This window comes from Bradyrhizobium sp. BR14999 (assembly GCF_056106085.1).
The window spans coordinates 1,751,408-1,766,097 of record NZ_CM148536.1; the positions used below are offsets into that span (position 1 = coordinate 1,751,408).

The following is a 14,690-nucleotide window of genomic DNA, read 5'->3' on the forward strand; positions in this document are numbered from 1 at the left end:
TGCCGGGTGGTGTGGCAGGGGACGTGGAGCCAAACTCCACGCCTCTATGCCGATCGCCCTCTTCACCGAAGAGGGGCACGGAATAGAGCAAAACTCGGGCACTTCACGCCGCGAGAACGCCTTGTCATGTGTGGAACACTGGTGCTGCCGGACAGGATTGAACTGTCGACCTCTCCCTTACCAAGGGAGTGCTCTACCACTGAGCTACGGCAGCAAATGCTGGCACAGAATCGGGCCGCGACTGGGCCCGCCAAGCGGGGCGATGGATGCCACAAGGCCCCCTCATGTGCAAGCTTGCCGGCCCCGCCAAATCGAGAAAATCGGCCCGCTGCCTGGCGGAGACGGCCTTTTTGCCCCGAAATGACCGATTTTGGACGATTTTGGTCCCAGTGCCGTCCCCAGCCAATTGGCCAGTTGGCTGTGCGGTCAGATTCGGCCCATTTTGAAGTTCGCACGATCGGATCGCGCGGGCCTCTTGAGCTGTCGTATTCCTTGGGCATGCTAAACCGCGACGCGGCCCCTTCTTGATGAGCCCGGATGATGATCGACGAGACCGATAAAGCCGCAGCACGCGGCCATGACGGACGACAGGACCGGCTGAAATCCGCCCTGCGCGAAAACCTGAAGCGGCGGAAGGTGCAGGCGCGCGAACGCGCCGCAATGGCCGAGCCCTCGCACAACGACGACGAGTCCCTAAATGAGGGGCCCGCCGGCAAGGCCGACGGCTAACATTTTGGAGTGCATGACAGTGGCAATGGGGCAGGACGGACAGCAACGAACCGATCGCGACGCGCTGATGTCGCGGTTCACCCGCCCCGAGCAGACCTTTCCGGCGCTGACGCCTGCCGAGATCGAACGTATCAGGCATTTCGGCGAGGTCCGCCGCTATGCCGACGGCGAGTTCCTGTTCGAGACTGGCAAGCCGGGACCCGGCATGTTCGTCGTGCTGAAGGGCCATGTCGCCATCACCCAGCGCGATGGCCTTGGCCATGTCACCCCGGTGATCGACCAGGGGCCGGGGCAATTTTTGGCCGAGCTCAGCCAGCTCTCGGGACAGCCGGCGCTGGTCGACGGCCGCGCAGAGGGCGATGTCGAGACGCTGCTGCTGGCGCCGGAGCGGCTGCGCGCGCTGCTGGTCGCCGAGGCCGAGCTTGGCGAGCGCATCATGCGGGCGCTGATCCTGCGCCGGGTCAATCTGATCCAGGGCGGCATCGGCGGTCCCGTGCTGATCGGTCCGTCGCATTCGGCCGGCGTGGTGCGCCTGCAGGGCTTTCTCACCCGCAACGGCCAGCCGCATCATCTGCTCGATCCCGAAAACGATCGCGATGCGGCCGAATTGATCGCGCGCTATTCGCCCAAGCCGGAGGACTGGCCGCTGGTCGTCGCCGCGAGCGGCGCGGTGCTGCGCAATCCCGATGAAACCGAGCTTGCGCGCGCCATCGGCATGATCGGCGGAGCAAAGGGTGACCGCATCTACGACGTTGCTGTCGTCGGCTGCGGACCGGCCGGGCTCGCTACCGCCGTGTATGCGGCGTCCGAAGGCTTGTCCGTCGCCGTGCTCGACACCCGCGCGTTCGGCGGCCAGGCCGGCGCCAGCGCGCGCATCGAAAACTATCTGGGCTTTCCGACCGGCATTTCCGGCCAGGCATTGACCGCGCGCGCCTTCACCCAGGCCCAGAAGTTCGGCGCCGACATCATGATTCCTGTGACGGTGAAGTCGCTCGACTGCACGCGCAAGGACGGCGCATTTTCGGTGGCACTCGACGGCGCCGATCCCTTGCGCTCACGCGCGGTGGTGGTCGCGAGCGGCGCGCGTTATCGCCGGCCGGAGATCGCGAACCTCGACAAGTTCGAGGGACGCGGCGTCTGGTACTGGGCCTCGCCGGTCGAGGCGCGGCTCTGCGCCGGCGAGGAGGTGGCGCTGGTCGGTGCCGGCAATTCGGCAGGCCAGGCCGCCGTGTTCCTGTCGGGTCATGCGAAGAAAGTCTTGATGATCATCCGTGGCGGCGGCTTGGGGGCCAGCATGTCGCGCTATCTCATCGAGCGCATCGAAGCGACGCCGAACATCGAATTGATGTTCAACACCGAGATCACGGCGCTCGAAGGCGATGAGGCCGCGCTGCTGCGGCGCATCCGCTGGAAGAGTCGCTTGTCGGGCGACGAGGACGCCGCCGATATCCGCAATCTCTTTTTGTTCGTCGGCGCGGATCCCGCAACCTCCTGGCTCGACGGCTGCGGCGTCACGCTCGATCGCGGCGGCTTCGTCGTGACAGGCGCGCAGTCCGAGCAGAACCAGGGCAAGCTGGTGGCGCCGCTCGAGACCTCGGTGCCCGGCGTCTACGCCGTCGGCGACGTCCGCTCCGGCTCGGTCAAGCGCGTCGGCGGCGCTATCGGCGAAGGCGCGCAGGTCGTGGCCTCCTTGCACGGCTATCTCGGCGACGCCGCAAAACCGGCGCTTTAGGCAAGGACAAGACAAGGGAATGGCAAGACGAATGTGGCTTGCCATCGCGCCGCTTGGTGCAGACTATCCCCTCGTCGCGAGGCGTATTGCTCGTGGAACGAACAAAAGATTCATTGGGAGGACTAAATGGCTGAAATCGTCGTGCTCTACAAAACGCCCAAGGATGCTGCTGCCTTCGACAAGTACTATGCCGAGACGCACATTCCACTCGCGAAGAAACTTCCCGGCCTGAAGAAATACGCCGTCAGCAAGGGACCGGTCAGCTCCCCCACTGGGCCTTCCGGAATTCATCTCGTCGCCGTTCTCACCTTTGACAGCGTGGCCGACATCCAGGCCGCATTCGGCAGCCCGGAAGGCAAGGCGACCGGCGCTGACGTGCCGAAATTCGCCAGCGGCGGTGCCGACCTCCTGATCTTCGACACCAAGGAAGTGTGAGCCGCGTCGCATCGGCCCGCCGATCGCGGGCCGATGTTGCAACGATCGATTGAAAGCTCGTAGCCCGGATGGAGCGAAGCGTAATCCGGGACAGCAGCATCTACAAGCGAGATCCCCGGATTTCGCTGCGCTCCATCCGGGCTACAAACTGCCGTCGTTCGTGACAGCGCTGCAAGAAATCGGAACATGCGTTTGTCAATTCGCACGATGACGCATGGCTGCGCGCACATGTGGGACACCAACGCACGTGACAATCCCATGAGGACCGTCATACTACTCTGATCGTCTCAATGCGGAGAGTAGGAGAGATGCCATGGTGCTTGGATTGAGCCTGCCCGCGCTTACACTGATCCATGTCATCATCAGCCTGATCGCCATCGCCGCCGGCCTCGTCGTGATGTTCGGCCTGCTCGGCTCGAAGTCGATGCCCGGCCTCACCGCGATCTTCCTGCTGTTCACGATCCTCACCAGCGCAACCGGCTTCCTGTTTCCCTTCAAAGAGCTGCTGCCCTCGCACATCATCGGTATCATCTCGCTGGTGCTGCTCGCGATCGCCTGCATCGCGCTCTACGGCATGAAGCTCCAAGGCGTCTGGCGCCCGGTCTACATCGTGACCGCGATGGTCTCGCTCTACTTCAACGTCTTCGTGCTCGTGATCCAGTCGTTCCTGAAGGTGCCGGCGCTCGCCGCGCTTGCACCCGCCGTGCCGCCGGCGCCGCCGTCGGGGCCGGTCTTCGCCGTGGTGCAGGGCATCGTGCTGGTGTTCTTCGTGCTACTGACCATCGGCGCCTGGCGCCGCTTCAGGCCGATGGCGTTTGCCTGATCACACGATTCTCAACGTTCCCAGTTGACGCGATGCATCGCATTCGGAGTCTCGCGCAACTATCTGCGGATCATCGGCGCGTGCTTGTTCGCGCGTCGCGCAGATGATTTTCACCGAAAGAGAGCAATCCATGCCCACCATCACCACCAAAGACGGCGTCGAGATTTTCTACAAGGACTGGGGCTCGGGCCAGCCGATCGTGTTCAGCCACGGCTGGCCGCTCTCGGCCGACGACTGGGACGCGCAGATGTTGTACTTCGTCACGCACGGCTACCGGGTCATCGCCCATGACCGCCGCGGCCACGGCCGCTCGACGCAGGTCGCCGACGGCCATGACATGGATCACTACGCCGACGACCTTGCCGCGCTCACCGCGCATCTCGACCTCAAGAACGCCATTCATGTCGGCCACTCCACCGGCGGCGGCGAGGTCGTGCACTACATCGCGCGTCACGGCGAAAGCCGCGTCGCGAAGGCGGCGATCCTGTCCGCTGTGCCGCCGCTGATGGTGCAGACCCCTGCCAATCCCGGCGGCCTGCCGAAGAGCGTGTTCGACGGTCTCCAGGCGCAACTCGCCGCTAGCCGTACGCAATTCTATCGCGACCTCCCCGCGGGTCCTTTCTATGGCTACAACCGTCCCGGTGCCAAGCCGTCGGAGGCGGTGATCCAGAACTGGTGGCGCCAGGGCATGATGGGCGGCGCGAAAGCGCATTACGACGGCATCGTCGCGTTCTCGCAGACCGACTTCACCGAGGATTTGAAGAAGATCACGGTGCCGGTGCTGGTGATGCACGGCGATGACGATCAGATCGTGCCTTACGCCGATTCCGCGCCGCTGTCGGCCAAGCTGCTGAAGAAGGGCATCCTGAAAACGTACAAGGGCTTCCCGCACGGCATGCCGACCACGCACGCCGAGACCATCAACGCGGACCTCCTGGCCTTTTTCAAAGAGTGAGCTTCACGACTCTTACCCTCTCCCCTTGCGGGAGAGGGTGGCATAGGCGGCCTTCGGCCGCCGTCCTTAGAACGCCGATGCTTCGCATCGGCTATGGCGTAGCGGCGAGACGGGTGAGGGTTGCGTCGCCCGGGAGGGCTATCCGCTGAACGTGCTGGAGATGGGAGGATATCAATAGCCTCAAGTGTACGGGACAGTTAGCTTGCAGCGGAAATTTCGGCGCCCGCGCGCGTTGAGTCCTGTCCGCCCTGAAGGAGAAGCGCCGGCGATGTGTCCCCAACTCAAACTGATCGCACTCGATGCTGACGATCTCGCGGTGATCTCGACCCATGTCCAGGACGCCCGTGTCCAGGCCTCCGACATCATCTGGCGGCAGAGCGAGAAGCGGCTTGTCATCGGCATGAGCCGGCTGGACTGGGAGCAGACGCTGGAAGGCGAGGCCGAGCCGCGCCGGCTGGTTGCCGCGCTCCGCTTCGATCGCGTGCTTGCCTGCAAATCGCGCAACATCGACCTCGCCACGCCGGACGAGATCCTGGACCTCGTCGGCATCGAGTTTCACCCCCAGGACGGCCGCAGCGAGGAGCCCGGCGGCAGCGCCCTGCTTTTGTTCGCCCAGGGCGGCGCCATCCGCCTCGACGTCGAATGCCTGGAATGCGAGCTGACCGACCTCGGGGCGGACGCGCTGGGAACGGGACCAGGGATCGCGGGGGAGGGGTGAGGTGGCATGCCAAGGCCACGCAATCCGCTGTCGTCCTGGCGAAAGCCAGGACCCATAACCCCAAGGCTTCGTTGTTGAAACGAGATGTGGCCCAATTGCGCCTCCACACATCCGCTGGTGGTAATGGGTCCTGGCCGTCGCCAGGACGACGCCGGAGGGGAACGGCCGGGCCCAAGGGTTGACGCCGCTTCCCGGCCGCGCCATTGAGCAGGGGGTCGGGTGAGCCAATCCCCCCAAAAGACCAGCCAGAAGCCAAGCCAATATGCCCGTTCGTCTCGACCGCAGCAGCGCCGATTTTGACCAGCGATTCGCGGCCTTCCTCGCCGCCAAGCGCGAGGTCTCGGCCGACGTCGAGGCCGCCGCGCGCGCGATCGTCGACGATGTCGCCAGGCGGGGCGATGCAGCCCTGCTCGAGGCCACGGCAAAGTTCGACCGGCTGACGCTGGATGCATCGGGGCTGCGCGTCACCGCCGCCGAGATCGAAGCCGCGACAAAGGCCTGCGATGCCGCGACGCTGGATGCGCTGAAGCTCGCGCGCGACCGCATCGAGACCTATCACCGCCGCCAACTCCCGGCGGACGAACGCTTTACCGACCCGCTCGGCGTCGAGCTCGGCTGGCGTTACACCGCGATCGAATCCGCCGGCCTCTACGTGCCCGGCGGTACCGCGGCCTATCCGTCCTCGGTGTTGATGAACGCCGTGCCTGCGAAGGTCGCCGGCGTTGCGCGGCTCGTCATGGTGGTGCCCTCGCCCGACGGCAAGCTCAATCCGCTGGTGCTGGCGGCGGCTTCGCTCGGCGGCGTCACCGAGATCTACCGGGTTGGCGGCGCCCAGGCCGTGGCCGCGCTCGCGCACGGCACCGCGACGATCGCGCCGGTCGCCAAGATCGTTGGCCCGGGCAACGCCTATGTCGCTGCCGCCAAGCGGCTGGTGTTCGGCAAGGTCGGCATCGACATGATCGCCGGTCCCTCCGAGGTGTTGGTGATCGCCGACGACACCGGCAATGCCGACTGGATCGCCGCGGACTTGCTGGCACAGGCCGAGCACGATGCCAGCGCGCAATCGATCCTGATCACCGATTCCGCGCGGCTTGCCGCCGACGTCGAGAAGGCGGTCGCAGCGCAGCTGAAGACGCTGCCGCGCGCCGCGATCGCAGTCGCCTCGTGGGCCGATTTCGGCGCCATCATCATGGTCAAGGATCTTGCTGACGCCATCCCGCTCGCGGACGCGATCGCCGCCGAACATCTCGAGATCATGACTGTTGATCCCGATGCGCTCGCCGCAAAGATCCGCAACGCCGGTGCGGTGTTCCTGGGGGCGCATACGCCGGAGGCGATCGGCGACTATGTCGGTGGCTCCAACCACGTGCTGCCGACTGCGCGTTCGGCGCGATTCTCCTCAGGGCTGTCGGTGCACGACTTCATGAAGCGCACCTCGATCCTGAAATGCGGCCCGGATCAGCTGCGTGCGCTGGGCCCGGCCGCGATGACGCTCGGCAAGGCGGAGGGGCTGGACGCCCATTCGCGCTCGATTGGATTGCGCCTCAATCTGTCATGACAAAGCCGCCCGAACAGGACGACTCCAACAATCGCATCGTCGGCGTCACGCTCGACGAGGACTCGATCGGCCGTTCCGGGCCTGACATCGAGCACGAGCGCGCGATCGCGATCTACGACCTGATCGAGCAGAATTTGTTCGCGCCCGACGGCGCCGACGGGCAGGGCCCGTTCACGCTGCATATCGGCATCACCGGCAACCGGTTGATGTTCGACATCCGCCGCGAGGACGGCACGCCTGTCGTCGCGCATCTGTTGTCGCTGACGCCGTTCCGGCGGATCGTGAAGGACTATTTCATGATCTGCGACAGCTACTATCAGGCGATCCGGACCGCGACGCCGGACAAGATCGAGGCCATCGACATGGGCCGCCGCGGCATCCATGATGAGGGATCGCGCACGCTCCAGGAGCGGCTGAAGGGCAAGGTGCGGGTCGACTTCGAGACCTCGCGCCGGCTGTTCACGCTCATTACCGTCCTGCATTGGAAAGGATAAAAGCGGATGGCTGCGCCCCCACGCGCACGCGATCCGCAATCGGTGCTGTTCGCCTGCGCGATGAACAGCGTGCGCTCGCCGATGGCTGAGAGCCTGTTGCAGCACATGTTTCCGCAGGGCCTCTACGTGAGGTCGGCCGGCACCAGGAAGGGCGACCTCGATCCGTTTGCGGTGTCCGTGATGGCCGAGCTCGGCCAGGACATCTCCGCCCATAGGCCGCAGACCTTCGAGGAGCTGGAGGACTGGGAGGGATTGAACTTCGACCTCATCATCACGCTGTCGCCGGAGGCGCACCACAGGGCACTGGAGCTGACCCGCACGCTCGCCGCCGACGTCGAATACTGGCCGACGCAGGATCCCACCACCATCGAAGGCAGCCGTGACCAGAAGCTCGCCGCCTATCGCGAGGTCTGCGATCAGCTCTTGATGCGCATCCGCCGGCGATTCGCAAAGGCGGGTGCGGCGAGCGGGTAGCATGCGGCGACCGTAACACCCGCGTCACAGAGCGCAGGCACACGCGTGTTGGCAACCTCGAATCACCAAACCTCCGGTTCCCGGGTTGTGAAACCGGCCCCCTTCCGATAGGTTCCGCGCGAAATTCACTCCCTGCTTCATCCCCCAAATCACCTGATGCTCGGCCGCCCCAAATTCGTACTTGCCTCCGGTTCGCCGCGACGCCTGTCGCTGCTCAACCAGGCCGGCATCGAGCCGGATGCGCTCCGGCCGGCCGACGTCGACGAGACGCCGAAGCGGGGCGAGCTGCCGCGCGCCTGCGCCAACCGCCTCGCCCGGGCCAAGGCCGATGCGGCGCTGAAATCGGTGCAGCTGGATGACGAGCTGCGCGGCGCCTTCATCCTCTCTGCCGACACCGTGGTGGCGGTCGGCCGCCGCATCCTGCCCAAGGCCAACCTCGTCGACGAAGCCGCGCAGTGCCTGCGGCTGCTGTCGGGCCGCAACCACCGGGTCTACACTGCGATCTGCCTCGTGACGCCGCGCGAGGCCTTCCGCCAGCGCCTGGTCGAGACCCGCGTCCGATTCAAGCGCCTCTCGGAAGACGACATCCAGGCCTATATCGGCTCCGGCGAATGGCGCGGCAAAGCCGGCGGCTATGCCGTGCAGGGCATCGCCGGCTCGTTCGTGGTCAAGATGGTCGGCTCCTACACCAACGTGGTCGGCCTGCCGCTGTACGAGACCACGGCCCTGCTCGGCGGCGAGGGCTTTCCGACCCGCTTCGGCTGGCTCAACGGCACCGCGGTGTGAGCACCACAGCGCCGCCGACAAAAAACGCGAAAACAACCCCATGCATGCGCCCTCGCCCGAGGAACTCGTTTGCCGGCCGGCGCTTGACCTGCCTCACCTCGTGTAAGCTGCTCCGACCATGAACGATCACGTCAAAACGCCCGCCGCCCCCCTCAAGACCTGCCCGATCTGCGGCAAGCCGCAGTCAGAGGCCACCCGCCCGTTCTGCTCCTCGCGCTGCCGCGACGTCGATTTGAACCGCTGGCTGAAAGGCTCCTACGTCATCCCCGGCCGCGACGACGAGACCGATGACGTGGAATAACAAGCGATATCAATGATTTGGTGAGCTCAAGAAGCGCCGCGTGCCAGCCGCGGCGAGCCCGCCCCACCTTGTGCACAGCCGGGCCACGCCCGGCGCAGCCTTCAGGCGAAGCCGGGTGGACAGGCCGCTTCTAGCCCACTATAAACCGCCCGCTCGATGGGCTTTGGCCCCTCTCTTGGAGCACGCCCAGGTAGCTCAGTTGGTAGAGCATGCGACTGAAAATCGCAGTGTCGGTGGTTCGATTCCGCCCCTGGGCACCACGATCTTCGTGCGGCTACCACGCCGAAATAGATGAATCGCAACTCGCGGACAGCTCCGTAGGTGCATTCGCTCCGCCTTAATGCGTCAGAAATGGGCTTTCGTAGACCGCCGCAGGGCCAAGTTCGCGCTCGATTTCGAGCAGGCGATTGTATTTTGCGAGCCGCTCGCTGCGGGACAGTGATCCAGCCTTGATCTGTCCACCGCCCATGGCAACCGCAAAGTCGGAAATGAACGTGTCCTCGGTCTCGCCCGATCTATGCGAGATTACGTAGCCCCAACCAGCATCGCGGCACATCTGCACCGCCTTCATGGTCTCGGTAACCGTGCCGATCTGGTTCAGCTTGATCAGAACCGCATTGGTCGCTCTGCTATCGATACCCTTCTGGATAAAACGAGGATTGGTGACGTAAAGATCGTCGCCGACGATCTGGATTCGGTCGCCGCAAGCGGCCATCTGCAGGCGGAATCCGTCCCAGTCATCCTCGGCGAATCCATCCTCGATCGAAACGATAGGATAAGCGTCTAACAGGCCGTTGTAGAGAGAAAGCAGCTCGTCTCGCGAGAGGGTCTTGTCACCGGATTTGGCGAAGACGTACTTGCCATCATTTGCAAAGGTGCTGGCTGCGGGATCGAAGGCAAGGGCAACGTCGGTGCCGGGCTGCAACCCCGTCTTGCGGATCGCTTCAACGATCAATTCGCAAGCCTCTTCGATAGTCCTCAAGTTGGGCGCAAACCCTCCCTCGTCGCCGACCGCAGTCGAGTGCCCCGCCTTGTGTAGGAGCTCGTGGAGCGCGTGGAAGGTCTCGGCCCCGTAGCGGACGGCTTCCGCAAAGTTTGGGGCGCCATGGGGCACTATCATGAATTCCTGGAAGTCGAGCGAATTCTGGGCATGCCGCCCGCCGTTGATGACGTTCATCATGGGGACGGGGAGCCTCGTTGCTGAGACGCCGCCCAGATAGCAGTAGAGCGGCACACCTGCCGCCGAAGCCGCGGCACGCGCGATGGCCATGGAGACACCAAGGATCGCATTCGCACCCAGCTTGATCTTGCTCTCGGTGCCGTCGAGCACGATCAATGCCGTGTCGATGGGCTCCTGGGGGCAGGCAGCCATCCCCATGAGGCGATCCCGAATGATCCCATTGACGTGAGAAACGGCCTTGAGCACGCCTTTGCCGCCGTACCGCGCCATATCGCCATCGCGCAGCTCCAGCGCTTCGTAGCGTCCAGTCGAGGCGCCGGACGGCACCGAAGCCGTGCCGGCGTGCCCATTGTCGAGCCTTGCCACGACGCGAAGCGTGGGATAGCCGCGCGAGTCGAGAATTTCGAATGCATCGAGAGCTTGGATGGCCGGAAGCGGACTATTCATCTTTGTCTCCATGATCGACCGAACTCCAGGTGAGTGAAGAGTGCTCGGAATTGTCGGCGTGCATCGACCGCGAATTCGCTTCGGCCTGGTCGCGGGGCATCTCAAGCGACAGCGAGCGTTCGAGTGCCGCCTCCTGCGCGCGCAGCCAGTCGAACAGGTCGCTTCGCTGGCCGCCGAGGGGGCGCGCCCATCGCAAGTTCTTGAACGGCGTAGCCTCCGGTCCGGCCCACCAATACTCCTTCGTGACCATCAGCGACCAGCCGGGGCGACCTGACCGGGACAAGGTGAAGATCTCGATGACGATTCCATGTCTGGAGCTCGAAAAACTATGGCGCTCCCGCTCGAATTCGACACCATCATGCGTCCAGCGGGATCGTTTCATGCCCGGATTCGTGCTGGTTATGAGGAGGTCGAACATCCGGAAGAATGAGGGGCGTGCCAGGCTTCTCATGGCTCTGTGCCCCCATCTTGGTCCGCCTCGCTACGTGAGCAGACGACCATGGACGCGGAAAAAAGCACGCGTGGGCGCTCCGCTTGCGAAGGCCGGCAACCATCAGATCCTAAGGGAACGCCGGCCATTGTGTCTCCTACCACCGAGATGGTGCGCGGTAGGAGTCATCAGCCTGCGGCGGTTTCGGGGGCACTCCATCCCCGTCGATATCGTGCATAGTCTAATTGCGCCGCCCGCTTGGGGCAAGAAAATGGAGGGGCGGCTAGTGGCTCGTTGACCGGAACCAGATCGGACGTATACTCGTTTGCAATGTTGGCGATGGGGTTCGCCTGAACCGCCCCGAGGGGCTGATGACTCCTACCGAAGCACGGCTTTGGAGGAGTTTTATTGTGTCTTATCCGCGCCCCCAACCACCGCTTACGGCCGAGTCTGACGGACGCGAACGCCATCCAAGCGCGCCGGATATCGTGCCAAGCGTCCTCTTCGATCGGCCCGAGGACTCTACGGCCGCTCCGGAAAGTGCAGCGCCAGAATTCTTCGCTGATCTGAATCTGGATCAGCTGGTGGCCGCGATAACGGCCGGCTTTGAAGAATACGCCATCAAGCCTGTTTTTCACGTCCCGCTGCAGCGGGTTGAAGCCATTGAATATCGTCACGAAGTCTTCCGCGATCTCGAAGACCCGGCTCTCCTCGACAACATCAGACACTTCGCCGAGCGAATGAGGGATGCCCGGATCCACAAGGCGCTATCGGCCAAGCTCTACGACCGATTTCACAAGCAGATGTGGTTTCTCCACGCAATAGAGATCTACTGCAATGCGGTCGATCAATTGGCGACGGATCTGACGCGATCTCAGATGAAGTCCCGAGCGCTCCTGAGCATTCGCGACTATCTGACCGGCTACATTGCGCAGGACAATTTCGTTGCTCTCCGCGATGAAGCCAAGAGCATCTCTGACCAACTGTCGCAGGTCAGATACGGCATCGTGATACGTGAGGCCTCGTTCACGGTGAAGAACCTCCAGGATGAGCCGGACTACAGCGCGGAAGTTGAGGCGACGTTCGCGAGATTCAAGCAAGGCGCCGCCACAGACTACCGCTCGAAATTCAACGATGCGCCGGAGGACATGAACCACATCGAAGCCAAAGTGCTTCAGTTGGTGGCGCGCCTCAATCCGGAGCCGTTTGCTCGCCTGCTAGCGTTCTGCGCTCGGCAAGTCGAATTTCTCGACAAGGCCATCGTAGGATTCGATAGGGACGTCCAGTTCTATCTCGCTTACTTGAAACAGACGACGAGGCTCGAACAGGCCGGACTACGGTTGTGCCTGCCCGAGGTTTCCGACAACTCCAAACAGGTCCATTGCCGGGAGGGGTTCGACCTTGCGCTCGCGCTGAAACACGTCGGTGAGCAGAAACCGGTTGTCTGCAACGATTTTGATCTGACGGGCAGGGAGCGGCTCATTGTGGTGTCCGGACCCAATCAGGGCGGCAAGACGACCTTCGCCCGCATGGTCGGACAATTGCACTATCTTGCAAGCCTGGGATGCCCGGTCCCGGCGCGAGGGGCCAAGCTTTACCTGGTCGACCAGATCTTCACGCACTTCGAACGGGAAGAGAAGGTCGAAAACCTACGCGGCAAACTGGAAGACGACCTGGTTCGGATCCGTTCGATCCTGAAGCGGGTCACGCGGCGCTCCATCGTGATTTTGAATGAGATCTTCACCTCCACGACGATTCGCGACGAGACATTCCTCAGTCAGAAGGTCATGACGAAGCTCGCGGCCATGGATGTGCTCGGCGTCTGGGTCACGTTCGTCGACGAGCTGTCGACGTTCGGTCCGGAGACCGTTTCGATGGTGAGCACGGTTGTACCGGACCAGCCGGCAGTCCGCACGTTCAAGATCGAGCGGCGGACTGCCGATGGCCTGGCTTATGCGATGGCGATCGCCCAGAAATACGGTCTGACGCATCAGCGCGTAAAGGAGCGCATCAAGCCATGAAGGCGTTCCTGCTGTATCCAGCGCGATTTCGACCCGACGCTGCTGCTATCGCGGCGAGATCGATCCTATGCCCGGCAGAAGGAGCCGGGACTGGATCTCAATCAAGCCTTGCCCTGGAATCATGCCGCCCTGAACCAGGATCTCGGACTTGATATCCTCTTGAACACGATGGCCGGTGGTGACGCCTTCCTGTTGGAAGTGGCCTTGGTCGGGCTGCTCAACGGAGTTTGCGAACTCGACGTGATCGAATATCGCCAGGACGTGCTGCGAGACTGCCTGCAGCACGGGCCGACTCTCAGACGGGCATACGACATCGTGGTCGAGGCATTGAAAGCCGAAAGAAAGCACTATTGGTCGCCGATGTCGCGCTACCCTACCGGCACGCTGTCGCATGCCGTCGAAATATTGGACATCTTCGTTCCGGCCTTACGGAAGCTCCGAGCCTTGGCCGACCGGAACATTGGACGGTTCAACTCACGAGGATTCTCCAGATTATTCGAAATGCTCCGGGCTGAACTGAGCGATCCGTATTTTGAGGAGATCGAGGATCATCTGAAGCGGCTGAAATTCAAAGGTGGGGTTCTGGTCAGCGCCCAACTAGGTAAGGGCAATAAGGCAACCAACTACGTCCTGCGCAAGCCGCATAGGAAGGATCTCGGCTGGTTCGCCCGGCTGTGGCCGACCACCGAAGGATACACGTCCTATCTGAATCCGCGAGACGAAGCCGGCGCCCGCGCTCTGTCCGAATTGCGGGATCGGGGTATCAACCTGGTGGCAAATGCGCTCGCCCAGTCAATGGATCACATTTCGAGCTTCTTTCAGATGCTGCGGACTGAGCTTGCTTTCTATGTGGGCTGCTTGAACCTTTACGAACACCTTCAAAAGCTCGGCACGCCCACCTGTCTTCCAAGGCCCGTGGAGCTGGACGGCAGCGTATTGTCGTTCTTGGGTCTCTACGACGTTTGTCTTGCGATCAGCATGAACCGAGTGCCTGTCGGCAACGATCTGGTGACCGCCGGCAAAGATCTCATCGTGATCACGGGCGCCAATTCGGGAGGCAAATCGACGTTCCTGCGTAGTCTGGGCCTCGCCCAACTGATGATGCAGGCGGGCGTGTTCGTCCCGGCGGAGACGTTTTCGGCCGAGGTCCGGACCGCGCTGTTCAGCCATTTCAAGCGCGAAGAAGATGCCGCGATGGAGAGTGGAAAGCTCGACGAAGAGCTGAGCCGGATGAGCGAGCTCGTTGAGCATCTTGGTCCGGGCGCGATGATGCTCATGAATGAGTCGTTCGCGGCGACCAATGAACGGGAAGGATCGGAAATCGCGATGCAGATCACGACCGCCTTGCTGGAGAAGGGAGTGAAGGTCGGCTACGTGACGCATCTGCACCAGTTCGCGCATCGTATGCATCAGAAGAAGCTTCCGAATGCGCTGTTCCTGCGGTCGGAGCGCCAGCCGGACGGCACGCGGACGTTCCGGCTGATCGAAGCCACGCCGCTGCAAACGAGCTATGGGGAAGATCTCTACGCGAACGTATTTGGAGGGGACGAGCAGTCGACGCAATCCCGTCGGCTGTCAGCGGCTCAATAACCTGGGCGAGAAGAGGC

Annotated in this window: 15 protein-coding genes, 2 tRNA genes and 2 riboswitches; of the genes, 14 read left to right on the plus strand and 3 right to left on the minus strand. The window is 63.1% G+C overall.

Features of this window, described 5'->3' with window-relative positions:
* Positions 1–139 precede the first annotated feature (139 nt).
* Positions 140–214, minus strand: a tRNA-Thr gene (locus ACR9YP_RS08100).
* Positions 215–540: 326 nt separating this feature from the next.
* Between ACR9YP_RS08100 and ACR9YP_RS08105 the strand changes: the two genes are divergently transcribed.
* The 12 genes from ACR9YP_RS08105 to ACR9YP_RS08160 all read left to right on the plus strand — a co-directional run bounded on the left by ACR9YP_RS08105 (position 541) and on the right by ACR9YP_RS08160 (position 9,265).
* A complete protein-coding gene (locus ACR9YP_RS08105; RefSeq protein ID WP_438110437.1) occupies positions 541–729 on the plus strand; it encodes a hypothetical protein in 189 nt (62 codons plus the stop codon).
* A gap of 25 nt (positions 730–754) precedes the next feature.
* On the plus strand, positions 755–2,461 hold the full coding sequence (locus tag ACR9YP_RS08110; protein ID WP_438110435.1) for an FAD-dependent oxidoreductase: 1,707 nt from the start codon (positions 755–757) through the stop codon (positions 2,459–2,461).
* A gap of 126 nt (positions 2,462–2,587) precedes the next feature.
* Positions 2,588–2,896, plus strand: a complete 309-nt coding sequence (locus tag ACR9YP_RS08115) for an EthD family reductase (RefSeq protein WP_438103302.1) — start codon at positions 2,588–2,590, stop codon at positions 2,894–2,896.
* Positions 2,897–3,209: 313 nt separating this feature from the next.
* Positions 3,210–3,719: a hypothetical protein gene (locus tag ACR9YP_RS08120; protein ID WP_091895184.1), complete on the plus strand. Its 510-nt coding sequence runs from the start codon at positions 3,210–3,212 to the stop codon at positions 3,717–3,719.
* A 130-nt stretch (positions 3,720–3,849) separates the two neighbouring features.
* Positions 3,850–4,674: an alpha/beta fold hydrolase gene (locus ACR9YP_RS08125; RefSeq protein ID WP_438103300.1), complete on the plus strand. Its 825-nt coding sequence runs from the start codon at positions 3,850–3,852 to the stop codon at positions 4,672–4,674.
* 268 nt (positions 4,675–4,942) lie between these two features.
* Positions 4,943–5,392, plus strand: coding sequence for a DUF2948 family protein (locus ACR9YP_RS08130; RefSeq protein ID WP_438103298.1), 450 nt, complete (start codon positions 4,943–4,945; stop codon positions 5,390–5,392).
* A 262-nt stretch (positions 5,393–5,654) separates the two neighbouring features.
* Positions 5,655–6,950: a histidinol dehydrogenase gene (gene hisD, locus ACR9YP_RS08135; RefSeq protein ID WP_474219346.1), complete on the plus strand. Its 1,296-nt coding sequence runs from the start codon at positions 5,655–5,657 to the stop codon at positions 6,948–6,950.
* The gene (locus ACR9YP_RS08140) at positions 6,947–7,444 is read left to right on the plus strand and encodes a UPF0262 family protein (protein WP_091895172.1); all 498 of its coding nucleotides are present in this window, start codon (positions 6,947–6,949) and stop codon (positions 7,442–7,444) included. Before hisD ends, ACR9YP_RS08140 begins: the two co-directional genes overlap by 4 nt.
* Before the next feature lie 6 nt (positions 7,445–7,450).
* Complete coding sequence (locus tag ACR9YP_RS08145) at positions 7,451–7,918, plus strand: arsenate-mycothiol transferase ArsC (protein ID WP_128942888.1); 468 nt, start codon at positions 7,451–7,453, stop codon at positions 7,916–7,918.
* Positions 7,919–8,074: 156 nt separating this feature from the next.
* Complete coding sequence (locus ACR9YP_RS08150; protein ID WP_370989174.1) at positions 8,075–8,704, plus strand: Maf-like protein; 630 nt, start codon at positions 8,075–8,077, stop codon at positions 8,702–8,704.
* Between the two features lie 118 nt (positions 8,705–8,822).
* Positions 8,823–9,005 (plus strand): DNA gyrase inhibitor YacG, encoded by a 183-nt coding sequence (gene yacG / locus ACR9YP_RS08155; RefSeq protein WP_130215572.1) that lies wholly within the window; start codon positions 8,823–8,825, stop codon positions 9,003–9,005.
* 184 nt (positions 9,006–9,189) lie between these two features.
* Positions 9,190–9,265: transfer RNA gene (locus tag ACR9YP_RS08160), tRNA-Phe, on the plus strand.
* Between the two features lie 77 nt (positions 9,266–9,342).
* On the opposite strand, the gene eno is transcribed toward ACR9YP_RS08160, so the two are convergent.
* Together eno and ACR9YP_RS08170 are read right to left on the minus strand one after the other, a co-directional pair.
* Positions 9,343–10,632: a phosphopyruvate hydratase gene (gene eno, locus ACR9YP_RS08165; protein ID WP_474219347.1), complete on the minus strand. Its 1,290-nt coding sequence runs from the start codon at positions 10,630–10,632 to the stop codon at positions 9,343–9,345.
* The gene (locus ACR9YP_RS08170) at positions 10,625–11,083 is read right to left on the minus strand and encodes a hypothetical protein (protein WP_474219348.1); all 459 of its coding nucleotides are present in this window, start codon (positions 11,081–11,083) and stop codon (positions 10,625–10,627) included. The genes eno and ACR9YP_RS08170 overlap by 8 nt, the downstream gene beginning before the upstream one ends.
* A 151-nt stretch (positions 11,084–11,234) precedes the next feature.
* Positions 11,235–11,294, minus strand: a riboswitch (Fluoride riboswitch).
* A 94-nt stretch (positions 11,295–11,388) separates the two neighbouring features.
* A riboswitch (Fluoride riboswitch) is annotated at positions 11,389–11,450 on the plus strand.
* On the opposite strand from ACR9YP_RS08170, the gene ACR9YP_RS08175 reads away from it, so the two are divergent.
* Both ACR9YP_RS08175 and ACR9YP_RS08180 read left to right on the plus strand, forming a co-directional pair.
* Positions 11,434–13,083: a MutS-related protein gene (locus tag ACR9YP_RS08175; RefSeq protein WP_474219350.1), complete on the plus strand. Its 1,650-nt coding sequence runs from the start codon at positions 11,434–11,436 to the stop codon at positions 13,081–13,083. Its footprint overlaps the riboswitch before it by 17 nt.
* Positions 13,084–13,191: 108 nt before the next feature.
* Positions 13,192–14,673 (plus strand): MutS-related protein, encoded by a 1,482-nt coding sequence (locus ACR9YP_RS08180; protein WP_474219351.1) that lies wholly within the window; start codon positions 13,192–13,194, stop codon positions 14,671–14,673.
* Positions 14,674–14,690: the final 17 nt, after the last annotated feature.